Raw genomic sequence first — 15,498 nt, forward strand, 5'->3', positions numbered from 1 at the left:
TCACCGGCACCACAACGCCTCAAGGGAGAGCCGTCACCATGCAGAACGCCACCACCCTCGACGCCCGCACCGCCCTCGTCACCGGCGCCTCCCGTGGCATCGGGCGGGCCATCGCCCTCCGCCTCGCCCAGGACGGGCTGCTCGTCGCCGTGCACTACGGGTCGGACGCGTCCGCCGCGCAGGAGACCGTGGACCTGATCGCCGCGAAGGGCGGCCGAGCGTTCTCGGTGGGGGCCGACCTCGGGTCGTACGAAGGGGTGCTCGCGCTCGTCGAGGGCGTGCGGGCCGGGCTCGCCGCCCACACTGCGGACGCCGAGCGGGCCGGCCTTGACGTGCTCGTCAACAACGCGGCCGTCACGGCGTCCGGCGGGCACCTCCAGGACGAGACGGTCGAGCAGTTCGACCGCGTTTTCGCCGTCAACGTCCGGGCCCCGTTCTTCCTGGTGCAGCAGCTGCTGCCGCTGCTGCGGGACGGCGGCAGCATCGTCAACATCGGTTCCGGCGTCACCCGGATCGCGCTCGCCGACGAGCTGGCCTATGCCATGTCGAAGGGCGCGATGGAGACCTTCACCCGCACCCTCGCGAACGTCGTCGGCGCCCGCCGGATCACCGTCAACACGGTCGCCCCGGGTCCGACGCAGACCGGCGCGCTCACGGCCGCGCTCGCCGCGATGCCGCAGCTGGAGGAGATGCTGATCGGCGGGCAGGCCCTGCCGTGGGTCGGGCAGCCGGAGGACATCGCGGACCCGGTGGCGTTCCTGGCCTCGCCGGAGGGCCGCTGGATCACCGGCACCGTGATCGACGCCTCGGGTGGCACGTACCTGGGTCCCAAGCGCTGACATCCGTGCTACGCAGGTGACATGACGGAGCTGAAAGCCTCTCTCGACGCACTGACGGACGTGGCCGGCCTGCGGGTCGGCCACGCGCGCGTGCCGGGCGCCGGGGCGCTGTCCGGTACGACGGTGGTCCTCGCGCCGGAGGGCGGGATGGCGGCCGGCGTGGACGTGCGGGGCGGGGGCCCCGGCACCCGGGAGACGGACGCGCTCGACCCGCGCAACCTGGTGGAGCGGATCGACGCCGTGGTCCTGACCGGCGGCAGCGCGTACGGGCTCGACGCGGCCGGCGGGGTGATGGCCTGGCTGGAGGAGCAGCGGCGCGGGGTGCGGGTCGGGCCGGATCCGGCGCACGTGGTGCCCGTCGTGCCGGCCGCCTGCGTCTTCGACCTGGGCCGGGGCGGCGACTTCGCGGCCCGGCCGGACGCCTCGACGGGCCGCGCGGCGGTGGAGGCGGCGGCCGCGACGGCGGCACACGCGCCCGTGGTCACGGGCGCGGTGGGCGCGGGCACTGGGGCGGTGGTCGGCGGGCTCAAGGGCGGGGTGGGGACGGCGAGCACGGTCCTGGAGTCGGGGATCACGGTCGGCGCGCTGGTGGTCGTGAACGCGGTGGGCGCGGCGATCGATCCGGAGACGGGCGTTCCGTACGGCGCCTACTTCACCTCCGGCCCCCTGACGGCGGCGGGACGCCCCGCCTATCCCGATCCGGCCGTGCACGAGGCGGCGCGGCGCCGCCTCGCGGCGGCCCGGGCCAGGCTCGCGCCGCCGCCCATGAACACGACGCTGGCGGTGGTGGCGACGGACGCGGCGCTGACCCGCGCACAGGCGCAGAAGTTCGCGGGGACGGCGCACGACGGCATCGCACGCGCCGTCCGTCCGGTGCATCTGCTCAACGACGGCGACACGGTGTTCGCCCTCGCGACGGGGGCGCGCGAACTGCCCTCCGCGCCGGGGCCACTGGCGCTCAACGAGATCCTCGCAGCGGGCGCGGACGCCGTCACACGGGCCATCGTCCGGGCCGTGCTCGCACCGGCCGCCGGGATCTCGGGGCCGGGCGGGAACTTCCCGTCGTACCGGGAGCTCTATGGAGACAGGCAGGCGGACGCGTACGGCACGGCCTGAGCCGACACGCCGGCCCGAGCCGTACGGCGACTAGCCCGGCGCCCCGACTGCCGGTATACCAAGGGAAGTTGAAGAAAACACTCGGGGGGCGCGGAAACTCAATGTGCGCCCCGTTCGTTTTCCCGAACGCCGGACACGATGTCAGACCCAGGGACTACGTTTAGCAAGCACCAAGTGACATGCGGCGACGGCCTGGAGACCCCCTTGAACGATCCGCAGGATCATTCTCACGATCCGTACGAGACGACCGAGACCCATCTTGAGCGACTCCTCGGCCGGGCGCTCAACTCCTTCGACCTGCCCGACTCCATGATCGAGCGTCTGGAGTCGGCCCTCGCCCACTCCAGCGCGCTGTACTCCTCGCACCACAGCGCGTCGCTGCACCGCACCACGTACCGCCACACCTATCTGCTCCCCGACGGCACGGCGCTCAGCCTGTGGGAGCTGGTGCACAACTCCGGCCGGGACGGCACCGAGCAGCACGAGCTGTACGCGGCGGAGGCGGACGTCCGGCTCGCCGCGTCCCGGCTGCCGGCCGGGCCCTCGCTCGGCTGGAGCGTGGAGCGCACCGACGGCACCGCCGTCGGCGAGGACGACGACCTGGAGCTGCTGAGCACGCTCCTGTCCCGCCCCATACCGGCCCAGCCCCGGATGTACGTGCCGGACAACTCGGCCGACCACGCCCGCCGGGTGCTGCGCCGCGCGGAGAACGCGGACCGGCCGGGCGAGGCGACCGCGCGCCGGCTGCGGTTGGCGTTCGCGCACCACATCACGCAGGCGTTCGGGCGCCAGTGCCCCGTGGCGGGTGGCCGGGACGCCGGCTTCACCCTCTACGAGCACCAGTTCCTGCTGCTCGACGGCAGCGAGCTGAGCCTGTGGGAGGTCGAGCACACGGCGACGCCGGACGGCCGCCACATGTGCGAGGTGTACGAGGACGAGCGCGCCGCGCGCGAGGCGATGGAGTCCCGCTCGCGGGTGCGCTGACGCGGCACACGACACGGGAGGGCCCGAGGGGCGACCCCTCGGACCCTCCCGACGCCCGGTCACGCACGGCCGGCCACGGCCACGCACGACCGGTCAGGAAACCGCCTGCCAGGAACCACCGGTCAGGAGACCAGTACGGGCTCCTTCTCGATCGTGGTCGTGCCGTCCTCCGCCGGCTCCTCCTCGCCGCCGCCCTCCAGGTGCTGCTTCGGCTTGGCGGGGAGCGCGAACATCACCAGGAAGATGCCGGCGAGCACGGCCGCCGCCCAGCCGAGCGAGTTCTGGAACGCGTGGGTGAAGGCGGCGCTCGTCTCCGCCGGGGCCATGGCCAGGCGCTTCTCGTCGATCGTGCCGAAGAAGACCACCGACACCAGACCCAGGCCGAGCGCGTTGCCCATCTGCCCGGTCGTGTTGATCAGGCCCGAGGCCGAGCCGGCGTGCTCGCGCGGCACCTCCGAGAGCACGGCGTCCGTCAGCGGGGCCACGATGAGGCCCATGCCCAGGCCCATCACGACCAGCGGCGGGATCATCTGCCAGGGGTGGATGTCCGCGCCGTAGCGGCCGGCCACGAAGAAGTAGAGCAGGATGCCGCCGGCCATCGTCACGGCGCCCGCCTGCAGCACCTTGCGGCCGAAGCGCGGCACCAGCTGCTGCACCGACAGACCCGCCGCCGTGGACACCGCGATCGAGAACGGCACGCCCGTCAGTCCGGCCTTCAGCGGGGTCCAGCCGAGCCCGATCTGCATGTAGAGCGTCCAGACCAGGAAGAAGATGCCCATCACGACGCCGAAGGTGAGCTGGACGGCGATGCCGGCCGCGAACGACTTCACCTTGAACAGCGACAGCTCGACGAGCGGCGAGCCGTCCTTGCGCGCCTTGTACCTCTCGTACGCGACGAGAGCGCCGAACACGACGAGGCTGCCGGCCATCATCAGGTGGCCCCACAGCGGCCAGCCCAGCTCGCGGCCACGGGTCAGCGGGTAGATCAGCATCAGCAGCGCGACGGTCACCAGGACCACACCGACCAGGTCGAGGCGGAGCGCCTTCGGGGCCTTGGACTCGGTGATGAAGCGGCGCCCCAGGATGATGGCCGCGACGCCGACCGGCAGGTTGATGAGGAAGATCGGGCGCCACTCCAGGCCCGCGATGTTCCACTGGGTGAGCAGCGCGCCGAGCAGCGGGCCGGAGACCGCGCCCAGGCCGATGATCGCGCCGAACATGCCGAAGACCTTGCCGCGCTCGTGCGCCGGGAAGGTGACGTGCACGATCGACAGGACCTGCGGCACCATCAGCGCCGCCGCCGCGCCCTGGAGGAGGCGGGAGCCGACCAGCATCTCCTGGTTCGCGGCGATGCCGCAGAGCGCGGAGGCGAGGGTGAAGCCGGCCGTGCCGGTGAGGAACAGGCGCTTGCGGCCGTAGATGTCACCGAGCCGCCCGCCGGTGATCAGACCGGCGGCGAACGCGAGCGCGTAGCCGGCGGTGATCCACTGGATCGCGCCGAAGGAGGCGTGGAGGTCGCGCTCGATGCTGGGGATCGCGATGTTGACGATCGTGGCGTCGACCAGGTCCATGAAGGCGGCGGTCATGACGATGGCGAGGGCTATCCAGCGCCTTCTGTCAGCGGCGTCGGCCGCGTCCGCGGCTTCCGGGGCCGCGACCGGAGCGGAGGGGACGGCGTCGTGTGAACTCATACGAGGAAAGTAGAAGCCATATAGGTCAGCTCATGTCCTAGTTGGGCCACATCCTGGTAAACATGACGGACACTCCGGCACGACTCCTGAATCTGCTGTCGCTGCTCCAGACCCCGCGCGAGTGGCCCGGGCGCGAGCTCGCCGAACGGCTCTCGGTCTCGCCGCGCACGATCCGGCGGGACGTCGACCGGCTGCGCGAGCTGGGCTATCCGGTCGAGGCGACCAAGGGCGCGGTGGGCGGCTACCGGCTCGTCGCCGGTACGGCGATGCCGCCGCTGCTCCTGGACGACGAGGAGGCCGTGGCCATCGCGGTCGGGCTGCGGGCCGGCGCCGGGCACGCCATCGAGGGCGTCGAGGAGGCCTCCGTACGCGCCCTGGCGAAGCTGGAGCAGGTGCTCCCGTCACGGCTGCGGCACCGGGTCTCCACCCTGCAGAACGCGACGATCCCGCTCACGCGCGGCGACGGCGCCACGGTCACACCGCAGACCCTGACCGCTCTCGCCGGCGCGGTGACCGGGCAGGAGCGGCTGCGGTTCGGCTACCGGGCGGGCGACGGCACGGAGACGAAGCGGCTCGTTGAGCCGTACCGGCTGGTGTCGACGGGGCGGCGGTGGTACCTCGTCGCCTTTGACCTGGGGCGCGAGGACTGGCGCACCTTCCGGGTCGACCGGGTCAGCGACCCCTTTCCGACGGGTGCGCGCTTCGCCGCGCGCGAGCTGCCGGCCGGGGACGCGGCCGCCTACCTGACCCGGTCGATGTCCCGCGCCCAGCCCGAGGTGGACCTCGACGTCAGCTTCGACGCCCCGGCCGAGTTCGTGGCGGCGCGGCTGCCCGCGCACCTCGCCCCGGCGGCCACCGGCCCGGACAGCTGCCGGCTGCGGACCCGTACGACCGACTCGACGGAGTGGCTCGCGGTGCGCTTCGCGATGGTCGACGCGCCGTTCACCATCCACGGCCCGGAGCCGCTGCTCGCGTACGCGGCGGAGCTGGGCGCGCGCCTGGGCGCGGCGACGCGCGACTGACGGCCGACGTGCCACCGACCGGACCGACCCGCAGCTGACGGGCCGATGCGCGACCGATCGGACCGACGCGCAGCTGACGGCCGATGCGCGACCGACCGGACCGACGCACGGCTGACGGACCGACCCACGGCCGACGGGCCCTGCGGGCCCCGCCGACGGGGCCCGCACGCCCTGGTCGTACCGGCCGTACGGCCGCTTTACGCCACCGCGTCGAAGCCGGTGTCCCGCGCCATCTTCTTCAGTTCGAGCAGCGCGTGCTTCTCGATCTGGCGGATGCGCTCGCGCGTGAGGCCGTGCTCCTTGCCGACCTCCGTCAGCGTGCGCTCGCGGCCGTCCTCGATGCCGTAACGCATGCGGATGATGGAGGCGGTGCGGTGGTCGAGCTTGTCGATGAGGTCGTCGAGCTCCTCGCTGCGCAGCAGGGTGAGGACGGACTGCTCGGGCGAGATCGCGGAGGTGTCCTCCAGGAGGTCGCCGAACTGGGTCTCGCCCTCGTCGTCGACCGACATGTTGAGGGAGACCGGGTCGCGTGCCCAGTCCAGGACGTCCGTGATCCGCTCGGGGGTCGAGCCGAGCTCCTCGGCGATCTCGGCGGGCTCCGGGTCGCGGCCGTGCTCGCGGTTGAACTCGCGCTGGACGCGGCGGATCCGGCCGAGCTCCTCCACCAGGTGGACGGGGAGCCGGATGGTGCGGGACTGGTCGGCTATGGAGCGGGTGATGGCCTGGCGGATCCACCACGTGGCGTACGTGGAGAACTTGAAGCCCTTCGCGTAGTCGAACTTCTCGACCGCGCGCACCAGGCCCGCGTTCCCTTCCTGGATCAGGTCGAGCAGGGGCAGCCCACTGCGCGGGTAGCGCCGGGCCACGGCCACGACGAGCCGCAGGTTGGACTTGATGAAGAGGTCCTTCGCCCGCTCACCCTCGGCGACCAGCGCCTCAAGCTCCAGGCGGGAGGCTCCGCCCGCCTCGCTCTCCGCCTCGCCGTCGAGGATCTGCTGGGCGTAGACACCCGCCTCGATCGTCTGGGAGAGCTCGACCTCCTTGGCGGCGTCGAGCAGGGGCGTACGCGCGATCTCGTCGAGGTACATGCCGACCAGGTCGCGGTCGGCGATCTCCCCGCCCACGGCGCGAACTGCCCGGCTGCCCCCGCCCGCGGAACTGCTCGCGGCGGACGACGGACGACGGGCGACGGCACGGGTTGCCATGCGTGCTCCCTTGCTGAGTAGGTCGCGACACCCTCTCGGGTGCCCTGCATCCGACGGAAACAACGACTGGAATCAGGACAGAATTCCCACCCGGCACATGGATTTTCGTGATCATGCAGTATCCTGCGCCGCCCGCGTGCTTCCGAGGGCGTGGGACGCGGGATCCGGGGCCCCATGGACCCGCAGGTCAGGCCGGGCGCGACCGCTGATCCGGCGCCCCTCGCGGAGCTCCGCCACCACCCTCCGTGACCACCCGCGTGAGACCGCCGTCACATGCGGCCCGATTCCGCCCCTCACACCGGAGCGGCGGCTTCCTCGACTCCGCTCCGGACCTGAAGACGCACCTCACCGCCGCCGGGTTGCCGACGTGCCCGACCTACCCGAACTGCACCGACCGCTTCGCCAGCCCCATCCAGAAGCCGTCGATCACACTGCGCTCCGCGTCCAGGTCACCGGCCGCGTCCGCCGCGCCCATCGTGACGAAGAGCGGGGCGAAGTGCTCGGTGCGCGGGTGGGCGAGGCGGCCGACCGGCGACTTGCGCTCGAAGTCGAGGAGGGCGTCGACGTCGCGGGTGGCGAGCGCCTCGTGGCCCCACGCGTCGAACTCGGCGGACCAGCCCGGCACCCCGCCGCCGGTGTGCCGCAGGGCGGCCAGGTTGTGGGTGAAGAAGCCGCTGCCGACGATCAGCACGCCCTCGTCGCGCAGCGGGGCGAGCCTGCGGCCGATGTCCATGAGGCGGCGCGGGTCGAGGGTGGGCATCGAGATCTGGAGGACGGGGATGTCGGCGCCGGGGTACATCTCGACGAGCGGCACGTACGCGCCGTGGTCGAGCCCGCGGTCGGGGATGTCCTGGACGGGCGTGCCGGGTGCGCGAAGCAGCTTGCGCACGGACTCGGCGAGCTCGGGCGCGCCGGGGGCCGCGTACTGGACCCGGTAGTAGTGCTCGGGGAAGCCCCAGAAGTCGTAGACGAGCGGCACGGTCTCGGTGGCGCCGAGGGCCAGCGGGGCCTCCTCCCAGTGCGCGGAGACCATGAGGATCGCCTTGGGCCGGGGCAGGCCGGCGGACCAGGCGGCGAGCTCACCCGGCCAGACCGGGTCGTCGGCGAGCGGCGGGGCGCCGTGCGACAGGTAGAGGGCCGGCATCCGTTCAAGCGTGGCGTCGTCCATGGCGTCCGCCTCCTTCACCGCGAGTCTGACTTTCCATATTCCTTGAAGTTTCAAGCTCCAAGTTCGCGTACAGCCTAGACCGGATCTAGTTCAACTTTCAAGGATTGGTCGTACCATGGTTCCATGACCGAACCCCGCTGGCTCAGCGACGAGGAGCAGCGCACCTGGCGCGCCTACCTCCACGCCACCACCCTCCTGGAGGACCATCTCGACCGCCAGTTGCAGCGCGACGCCGGGATGCCCCACATCTACTACGGGCTGCTCGTCCAGCTCTCCCAGGCCCCGCGCCGCCGGATGCGGATGACCGAGCTGGCCAAGGACGTCAAGATCACCCGCTCCCGGCTCTCGCACGCCGTCGCCCGCCTGGAGAAGAGCGGCTGGGTCGCGCGCGAGGAGTGCCCTTCCGACAAGCGCGGGCAGTTCGCCACGCTGACGGACGAGGGCTACGAGGTGCTGCGCCGCACCGCGCCCGGCCACGTCGGCGCCGTACGGCAGGCGCTCTTCGACCGGCTCACCCCGGAGCAGGTCGAGCAGCTCGGCGCGATCATGCGGACGGTCTCCGAAGGCCTCCAGCCGACGGACCCGAACGCGGATCTGCCCTGGCTCCGCTGAGCGAGAACGCCGAGCGGAACCAGGGCAGAGGGGTGCCGGAAGAGGTGGCGGGCGAGGTGGGCCCCCGGCTCAGTGCACGCTCAGTGCGCGATGACCGGGACCTTCACCTCGTCCTCCACGGGTGAACCGGAGCCGGTCACGACGCCGCCGCCCGGCTTCCCGGTGGTGATGAAGGTCAGCGCGATGGTCGCCGAGACGACCAGGATGCCGACCGCCCACCAGATGGCGGCCGAGTAGCCCTCGACCATGCCCTGGAGCTGAAGCAGCTTCTGCGCCGACGGGGTGGTCGCGCCGGCCACGTGGTCCGCTATGTACGCGGTGGTGGCGGAGGCGGCGATGGTGTTCAGCAGGGCCGTACCGATGGCGCCGCCGACCTGCTGCGAGGTGTTGACCATCGCGGAGGCCACACCGGCGTCCCGCGGGTCCACGCCGAGCGTGGCCAGGGACATCGCCGGCATGAACGCCGTACCCATGCCGAGGCCGAGCAGCAGCTGCGCCGGCAGGATCAGCCCGGCGTACGACGAACCGATCTCCAGCTGCGTGAGCAGCAGCATGCCGGCCGCGGCGGTCAGGAAGCCCGGACCCATCAGCCAGCGCGGCGGGACCCGGGTCATCAGCCGCGTACCGATCTGCGTGGAACCGGTGATCATGCCCGCGATCATCGGCAGGAACGCGAAGCCCGTCTTGACCGGCGAGTACCCCTTCACGACCTGGAGGTAGTAGGTCAGGAAGAGGAACAGGCCGAACATCGCGATGACCGCGAGACCGAGGGACAGGTACACACCGCCGCGGTTGCGGTCGGTGACGACGCGCAGCGGCAGCAGCGGGGACTTCACCCGCGCCTCGACGAGGGCGAAGGTCGCGAGCAGCAGGACCGAGGCGACGAACAGCCCGATGGTCACCGGGGCCGTCCAGCCGTCGGACTCGGCACGCGTGAAGCCATAGACCAGGGAGACCAGTCCGAGGGTGGACAGGACCACGCCAGGCAGGTCGAGCGCGGAGCGGTTGCGGCCGCCGGCCGGCTCACGGATCACGAAGAAGGCACCGGCCGCCGCGATGATCGCGAACGGGATGTTGACGAAGAACGTCCAGCGCCAGTTCAGGTACTCGGTCAGGAAGCCGCCGAGGATCAGGCCCACCGCGCCACCGCCACCGGCGATCGCACCGTAGATGCCGAACGCCTTGGCGCGCTCCTTGGCGTCGGTGAACATCACCGCGAGCAGCGACAGCGCCGACGGCGCGAGCAGCGCGCCGAACGCACCCTGCAGCGCACGGGCGCCGAGCATCATCGCCTCGCCGGTCGCGGCGCCGCCGAGGGCGGAGGCCGCGGCGAAGCCGATCAGACCGACCACGAAGGTGCGCTTACGGCCCCACAGGTCGGCGACCCGGCCGCCGAAGAGCAGCAGACCGCCGAAGGCGAGCGCGTAGGCCGTGATGACCCACTGGCGGTTGCCGTCGGATATCCCGAGGTCGTGCTGGGCGGAGGGCAGCGCGATGTTCACGATCGTCGCGTCGAGCACGACCATCAGCTGGGCGAGGGCGATGAAGAGCAGGGCTCTCCAGCGGCTGGGGTCGGCCTGGGTCTGGGCGATTTTTGACATGGGGGTAGCCACCTCTTGGCGCGAAACGGTGAAAAAGGACTTAAGCGAGGGGGAGGGCAGGGGAGGAGGGACGGGCAGGGCGGGGGCGGGAAATGGAAGTCAGGGAGTTAGGGGCGGGGGCCGGCGTCACCGGCCGACCGGCGTCAGCGGACGGCCGTCATCCACGGGCGGCGCAGGCGCTGTTCCTCAGGTCCTCCAGGGTCGCTGCGGCGCCGGGGAGTTCGGAGCGCACGGGCGTCTCCAGACCGTCCAGGAACACCTGCAGATGGCGGTGCACGAACCGGTCCATGTTCAGACAGGCCGTGCCGGGCAGCGGCCGGGTCAGCTGGGAGACCGCCACCATCAGGTCGCCGACCCCCACGTCGGCGCGGAGCCGGCCGGCCTCCTGCGCCCGGTCGACGAGGCCCTGCACGGCCTCCTCCAGGTGGGTGCGCTCGGCCACGAGGTCGGGGTGGTCCTGGTCGAAGGCGCCGTCGAGCATCGGGCACAGGGCACCGACCCGCTCGTCGGCGGCGGCGTGCGTGAAGCGGCGGAGGGCGGCGAAGGTGTCGCTCTCCTGCTCGCCCGCCTCCCGGGCCCGCTCGGCTATCCGGGCCATGGAGGAGACGACGACCTCGCGGACGAGGTCGGAGCGCTCGGGGAAGTTGCGGTACAGCGTGGCGTTGCCGACGCCGGCGCGGCGGGCTATCTCGTCGAGCGGCACCTGGGCGCCGAACTCCACGAACATCTCGCGCGCCGCCGTCACGATGCGCTCGCGGTTGCGCAGCGCGTCCGCACGGGGGCGGGGAACGCGACGCGCGGGCGCGGCGGATCCGGCAGGGGCGAGTTCGCCGGTGGCCGCGGTGTCAGCGGGGCTGATGCTCACTGCCGTACCTCTCCCAAGTAGTCCAAGCGGTCCGAACGGTCCGGGTGACCGGGCGGTCCGTGTGACCGCGCGGTCCGAACGGTCCGGGTGAACCGGGCGGTCCGATCGGTCCGACTGATCCGGGGACCGAGTCCCCACTTCGTCGAACACAGGCATAAACGGGGAACGGATCCCCGGTTATTTCCCGGCCACCTTGTGACCTGAGTCACATCCCCCGGTCGGCTCACCCGGCGCGCGCGCCCCGACCGCCCGCCACAGGCTGATCGCACTGACGGAGCTGACGGAAACGGAGCCGACGGAGCTCAGAGAGGCGACCGCATGCAGGAGACTCCCCTGCGGATACGCAGACCCATCGCCCTGGCCGCGGCGGCCGTCCTCGCGATCGCCGCCCTGGCAACGGCCAGCACGACCCTGCCCGGCCCGGCCCCCGCCTCCGCGGGCCCCGTGGCCAACAGGCCCGGGAAGGCGCCGCTGGAACCGTGCCGGATCGCCACGACGATGGGTGTGCAGATGTCGGAGGGAGTCCCGACCACGCCCGGGTACGCCCGCTCCACCGGCCTGATCAGGGCCCTCAACCTGATGATCGACTTCCCGGACACCCCCGGGCAGGGCACGGCCATGACCCGCTTCCGCGAGTTCTTCCCGCGGACGGCCGACTGGTTCCGCGTCAGCTCGTACGGCCGCCTGCAGTACCGCCCCGAGACCCCGATACCCGACTGGCTGCGGATGCCCCGCCCCTTCTCCTCGTACGGCGTCGAGCGCGGCTCACCGTACGAACCCGGCTACCGCAAGCTCGTCGAGGACATCGTGAAGGCCGCCGACGCGCGCGTGGACTTCAGCGCGTACGACCTGGTCAACGTCCTCGTCACTCCGAACGCCGGCCCCTCCGCGCTCGACACCGTCCTGTCCGTGACCTTCTCCGGCAACGACGACGCTCCCTACGCGGACGGCGTGCCGCTCTCCAACACGTCCTTCGTCTACAGCCGCCAGGACGACGGCTCGGGCAGCTACGCCGACACCGGCTACCGGGTGCTGCCGCACGAGAACGGCCATGTCTTCGGACTCCCCGACCTCTACACCGCGGACGGCGGCGGCACGGTCGGGCACTGGGACATCATGTCCGAGGACTGGGGGGCCAACAACGACCTGCTCGGCTGGCACAAGTGGAAGCTCGGCTGGCTCGACGACGACCAGGTCGGCTGCGCCTCCCGGCCGGGCGACTTCGAGTACACGCTGACCCCGCTGGCCGTCAGCGGCGGCCCCAAGCTCGCCTTCGTCCCGTTCTCCGGCACCTCCGGCTACGCCGTCGAGGTCCGCACCCGCGAGGGCAACGACGAGGCCGTCTGCAAGCCCGGCGTCCTCGTCTACCGCGTCGACACGGACGTCGACACCGGGCACGGCCCGATCACCGTCACCGACAGCGACCACGAGAGCGGCGGCTGCACGCGGCGCCCCAACGTCCAGGCGGAGCTGTCGGACGCCCCGTACGCACCGGGCGAGTCGTTCACCGACCGGGCCAACGGCATCCGGATCACCGTCCTCGACGAGGACCCGGCGACGGGCGGCTACCGCGTCCGCGTGTCCCGGAGCTGACCGCCGACACTGCCGCCCACACCATCCCCGAGCCGACCGCCGACACTGCCGCCCGCGCCGTCCTGCAACTGACCGCCGACACTGTCCCGGAGCTCGCGCTTGAGGACCTTCCCGCCCGCGTTGCGGGGCAGCGCCGTCTCCCGTATGACGACATGCGCGGGCACCTTGAACGCGGCGAGCCGCGTCCCCACGTACTCCCGCAGCAGCTCAGCGGCTCCGACCGTCGCGCCGGCCCCCGCCCCGGCCCCAGCCCCGGCCGCCGCGTCCGCCATCGTCCCGGCCTTCGCGCCCGCGCGGAGCCGGACCACGGCGGCGACCTCCTCGCCGAGGACGGGGTGCGGGACGCCGAGGACGGCGGCCTCGACGACGTCCGGGTGGTCCTGGAGCACGCCCTCGACCTCGACGCAGTACACGTTCTCGCCGCCCCGGATCACCATGTCCTTGAGCCGGTCGACGATCGTCACCAGGCCGCCGTCCCCGATCCGCGCCAGATCGCCCGTACGGAACCAGCCGTCCGCGGTGAACGCCTCCCGGGTGGCGGCCTCGTCGCGCCAGTAGCCGCGTACGAGCGCCTGACCGCGCAGCCACAGCTCGCCGACGCCGTCCGCGTCCGGCCGCTCGACCCGCACCTCGGTGGCGGGGGTGGGCCGGCCCACGCTGCCGGGGTGGGCGCGGTACTCGGCGCCGAAGTTGGCGAGGACACCGCCGCAGGTCTCGGTGAGGCCGTAGCCGTTGCGCGGCTCGATCCGCTCCCCGTACGCGGCGGCGATCCGCGCGGCGAGCCCGGGCGGGGCAGCCGCTCCCCCGGTGTTGAACATCGTGACCGACTCCAGCGGGTCGCCGGTGCGTTCGGCGAGGTCGAGCAGCTGGAGCGCGGTGGTGGGGACGCCCGCGTAGTGGGTGACGCGATGGGTCCGGATCAGCTCCAGGGCCTTCGCCGGGTCCCACTTGCGCATCAGGACGAGGGTGCCGCCGGCCGCCATGACCGAGTAGAAGGAGGTGAAGGCGGCGACGTGGAAGAAGGGGTACGTGGTGAGCGAGACCGGCACGGGCCCGGCACCGGGCCGCGCGCCGCGGCGGAGGGCGGAGGCGGCGGCGAAGTAGCCGGGGTTCATGGCCGCGCCCGCCTGCGCGAGGTGGGTGGCGACGGCGCCCTTGGGGCGGCCGGTGGTGCCCGAGGTGTAGATGATCGTGGCGTCGTGCTCGGGCAGCACGTCGACGGGCGGGGGGCCGAGGAACGGGTCGGTGTCGGGGACGTACGCCTCGAAGCCCTCGACCAGCTCCCCGCCCGCACCGTGGAAGACGACGCCGGGTACGGCGTGGGCGCGGGCCCAGGCGGCGACGCGCGGCACCCGCTCGCCGTCCACGAGCAGCACGCGGGGCGCGCAGTCGTCGAGCGCGTACGCGAACTCCTCCTCGGTCCACCAGGCGTTGAGCGGTACGGCGACGAGTCCGGCGAGCTGGGCGGCCCAGAAGGCGGTCTGCCACTCGGGGTGGTTGCGCATCGCGACGACGACCCGGTCGCCGGGGCGCAGCCCGTACCCGTCGACGAGCCGGCGGGCGAGGCCGCAGGCGGCGTCGAAGAAGGCGCGGTAGCTCGTCGTCGCCCCGTCCTCGGTGACGAGGAAGGGGCGGTCACCGAAGGCCCAGGTGGCCTCGACGAACTCGCGGAGGGTGCGGGGGCCGGAGGCGTAGACGCCGTACTCGTCGACGGCGAAGGGCGCGCCGGGGCCGGACAGGAGGATGGGGTGGGGCTGGTCGGGGTGGTCGGGTGACTGCCGGTCGGTGTGCGACTCGTCCACGGTTGCTCCCGCCTCCTCGCGCGCCTGCTCGGCCGCCTGCCGGCCGTCTCCTTGCCCGTCTTCGTCGTCCGTACGCTACCCAGCGCTCGGCGGGCCGCGTCACGAGAGGTCCGCGGGCCCGTCCCGGTTCCCGTCCTCGTCCTCGTCCCGGTTCCCGCCGTCTCCCCCGTCCTCTCCCCCGTCCTCTCCCGCGTCCCCGTTCCCGTTCCCCGAGGCCACGAAGAGCCCCGCCCGGGCCGCGCCGACCACCCGGGGCAGCAGGAACGTCCAGAACCGGGTGAGCGGGGCCGGTTCCAGCCAGCTCGGGTCCTGGTGTCCGAGGGTCGCGTGCCCTGCGGCGACCGCGACCACCGTCGCCGCCACCTCCTCGGCGGTCACGTCCGGCGCGAGCAGGCCCTCGCGCTCGGCCCGTGCCACGACGGACCGGACCCAGTCGCACCACAGCCGCCGTAAGTCAGCCGCCGGTTCCGCCGTCGCCGACTGCCCGGGCACGTCCACGTCCACGTGCCCATCCACGTGCCCATCCACCTGCCCGTGCGCGTGCCCGTGCCCGCGTCCGCCGTTCGCGGAGGCGAGGGCGAAGCCGGCGCGCAGGACGGCGTCGGAGCGCAGCCCCTGAACGAGTTCGTGGCTGGCGTCGATGAGGCTCTGCAGCGGGAGCGCCTCGCGCTCCCGGGTGATCCGTACGAGCCGCTCGCCGGCCGCGGCGACGACGGCGTCGGCCAGCTCCGCCTTGCTGGGGAAGTGGAAGTGCAGGGCCCCGCTGCTGACGCCGGCACGGGCGCTGATGGTCGCGAGCGAGGCGACTTCGAAGCCGTCCCGGTCGAAGAGCGCGGCCGCCGACTCGACGAGGGCGTTGCGCGTCCGAATCGCCCGCTCCTGCTTGGCCAAGGGACCTCCGTACGCAGCACCAACCGTCACTTTGCCAGCACTTTAACAAACCGGCCCAGCGGTATTTCGCGTTACGGAAAAGACCTCGGCCGCCGTGCGGTCACGGGGG

General features: G+C 72.5%; 13 protein-coding genes. 6 read left to right on the forward strand and 7 right to left on the reverse strand.

What is annotated here, in order from left to right; translation table 11 throughout:
- Nucleotides 1-38: 38 nt before the first annotated feature.
- The 3 genes from ACWEV0_RS11515 to ACWEV0_RS11525 all read left to right on the forward strand — a co-directional run bounded on the left by ACWEV0_RS11515 (nt 39) and on the right by ACWEV0_RS11525 (nt 2,939).
- Nucleotides 39-839, forward strand: a complete 801-nt coding sequence (locus ACWEV0_RS11515; protein ID WP_453148592.1) for an SDR family oxidoreductase — start codon at nt 39-41, stop codon at nt 837-839.
- Between the two features lie 21 nt (nt 840-860).
- Nucleotides 861-1,955, forward strand: coding sequence for a P1 family peptidase (locus tag ACWEV0_RS11520; protein WP_453148594.1), 1,095 nt, complete (start codon nt 861-863; stop codon nt 1,953-1,955).
- A 204-nt stretch (nt 1,956-2,159) separates the two neighbouring features.
- Entirely contained in the window at nt 2,160-2,939 is a 780-nt protein-coding gene (locus ACWEV0_RS11525) for a DUF6227 family protein (RefSeq protein ID WP_453148596.1), read from the forward strand.
- Between the two features lie 122 nt (nt 2,940-3,061).
- On the opposite strand, the gene ACWEV0_RS11530 is transcribed toward ACWEV0_RS11525, so the two are convergent.
- On the reverse strand, nt 3,062-4,630 hold the full coding sequence (locus ACWEV0_RS11530; protein ID WP_453148598.1) for an MFS transporter: 1,569 nt from the start codon (nt 4,628-4,630) through the stop codon (nt 3,062-3,064).
- 62 nt (nt 4,631-4,692) lie between these two features.
- On the opposite strand from ACWEV0_RS11530, the gene ACWEV0_RS11535 reads away from it, so the two are divergent.
- Nucleotides 4,693-5,652 (forward strand): helix-turn-helix transcriptional regulator, encoded by a 960-nt coding sequence (locus ACWEV0_RS11535; RefSeq protein ID WP_453148600.1) that lies wholly within the window; start codon nt 4,693-4,695, stop codon nt 5,650-5,652.
- 197 nt (nt 5,653-5,849) lie between these two features.
- Here the strand turns inward: ACWEV0_RS11535 and ACWEV0_RS11540 are convergent, their stop codons facing one another.
- The gene (locus ACWEV0_RS11540) at nt 5,850-6,857 is read right to left on the reverse strand and encodes a sigma-70 family RNA polymerase sigma factor (RefSeq protein ID WP_453148602.1); all 1,008 of its coding nucleotides are present in this window, start codon (nt 6,855-6,857) and stop codon (nt 5,850-5,852) included.
- A gap of 376 nt (nt 6,858-7,233) precedes the next feature.
- A complete protein-coding gene (locus ACWEV0_RS11545) occupies nt 7,234-8,025 on the reverse strand; it encodes a dioxygenase family protein (protein WP_453148604.1) in 792 nt (263 codons plus the stop codon).
- A 123-nt stretch (nt 8,026-8,148) separates the two neighbouring features.
- Here ACWEV0_RS11545 and ACWEV0_RS11550 point away from each other — a divergent pair, with 123 nt between their 5' ends.
- Nucleotides 8,149-8,637, forward strand: coding sequence for a MarR family winged helix-turn-helix transcriptional regulator (locus tag ACWEV0_RS11550; protein ID WP_453148606.1), 489 nt, complete (start codon nt 8,149-8,151; stop codon nt 8,635-8,637).
- Nucleotides 8,638-8,717: 80 nt separating this feature from the next.
- On the opposite strand, the gene ACWEV0_RS11555 is transcribed toward ACWEV0_RS11550, so the two are convergent.
- Both ACWEV0_RS11555 and ACWEV0_RS11560 read right to left on the reverse strand, forming a co-directional pair.
- Nucleotides 8,718-10,238: an MFS transporter gene (locus ACWEV0_RS11555; protein WP_453148607.1), complete on the reverse strand. Its 1,521-nt coding sequence runs from the start codon at nt 10,236-10,238 to the stop codon at nt 8,718-8,720.
- A gap of 157 nt (nt 10,239-10,395) precedes the next feature.
- Nucleotides 10,396-11,097, reverse strand: coding sequence for a TetR/AcrR family transcriptional regulator (locus tag ACWEV0_RS11560; protein ID WP_453148700.1), 702 nt, complete (start codon nt 11,095-11,097; stop codon nt 10,396-10,398).
- Nucleotides 11,098-11,421: 324 nt separating this feature from the next.
- On the opposite strand from ACWEV0_RS11560, the gene ACWEV0_RS11565 reads away from it, so the two are divergent.
- Entirely contained in the window at nt 11,422-12,696 is a 1,275-nt protein-coding gene (locus tag ACWEV0_RS11565; RefSeq protein ID WP_453148609.1) for a M6 family metalloprotease domain-containing protein, read from the forward strand.
- Here ACWEV0_RS11565 and ACWEV0_RS11570 read toward each other — a convergent pair.
- Together ACWEV0_RS11570 and ACWEV0_RS11575 are read right to left on the reverse strand one after the other, a co-directional pair.
- Complete coding sequence (locus ACWEV0_RS11570; RefSeq protein ID WP_453148702.1) at nt 12,669-14,441, reverse strand: class I adenylate-forming enzyme family protein; 1,773 nt, start codon at nt 14,439-14,441, stop codon at nt 12,669-12,671. The genes ACWEV0_RS11565 and ACWEV0_RS11570 overlap by 28 nt on opposite strands.
- A gap of 156 nt (nt 14,442-14,597) precedes the next feature.
- Nucleotides 14,598-15,389 (reverse strand): TetR family transcriptional regulator, encoded by a 792-nt coding sequence (locus tag ACWEV0_RS11575; RefSeq protein ID WP_453148611.1) that lies wholly within the window; start codon nt 15,387-15,389, stop codon nt 14,598-14,600.
- Nucleotides 15,390-15,498 lie beyond the last annotated feature (109 nt).

Source organism: Streptomyces sp. NPDC003943 (genome assembly GCF_053605265.1).

Excerpts from the sequence above, each read along its gene's own strand:
- ACWEV0_RS11515 (WP_453148592.1), top strand. The coding sequence starts at position 39 with ATGCAGAACGCCACCACCCTCGACGCCCGCACCGCCCTCGTCACCGGC.
- ACWEV0_RS11520 (WP_453148594.1), top strand. The coding sequence starts at position 861 with ATGACGGAGCTGAAAGCCTCTCTCGACGCACTGACGGACGTGGCCGGC.
- ACWEV0_RS11530 (WP_453148598.1), bottom strand. The coding sequence starts at position 4,630 with ATGAGTTCACACGACGCCGTCCCCTCCGCTCCGGTCGCGGCCCCGGAA.
- ACWEV0_RS11535 (WP_453148600.1), top strand. The coding sequence starts at position 4,693 with ATGACGGACACTCCGGCACGACTCCTGAATCTGCTGTCGCTGCTCCAG.
- ACWEV0_RS11540 (WP_453148602.1), bottom strand. The coding sequence starts at position 6,857 with ATGGCAACCCGTGCCGTCGCCCGTCGTCCGTCGTCCGCCGCGAGCAGT.
- ACWEV0_RS11545 (WP_453148604.1), bottom strand. The coding sequence starts at position 8,025 with ATGGACGACGCCACGCTTGAACGGATGCCGGCCCTCTACCTGTCGCAC.
- ACWEV0_RS11550 (WP_453148606.1), top strand. The coding sequence starts at position 8,149 with ATGACCGAACCCCGCTGGCTCAGCGACGAGGAGCAGCGCACCTGGCGC.
- ACWEV0_RS11555 (WP_453148607.1), bottom strand. The coding sequence starts at position 10,238 with ATGTCAAAAATCGCCCAGACCCAGGCCGACCCCAGCCGCTGGAGAGCC.
- ACWEV0_RS11565 (WP_453148609.1), top strand. The coding sequence starts at position 11,422 with ATGCAGGAGACTCCCCTGCGGATACGCAGACCCATCGCCCTGGCCGCG.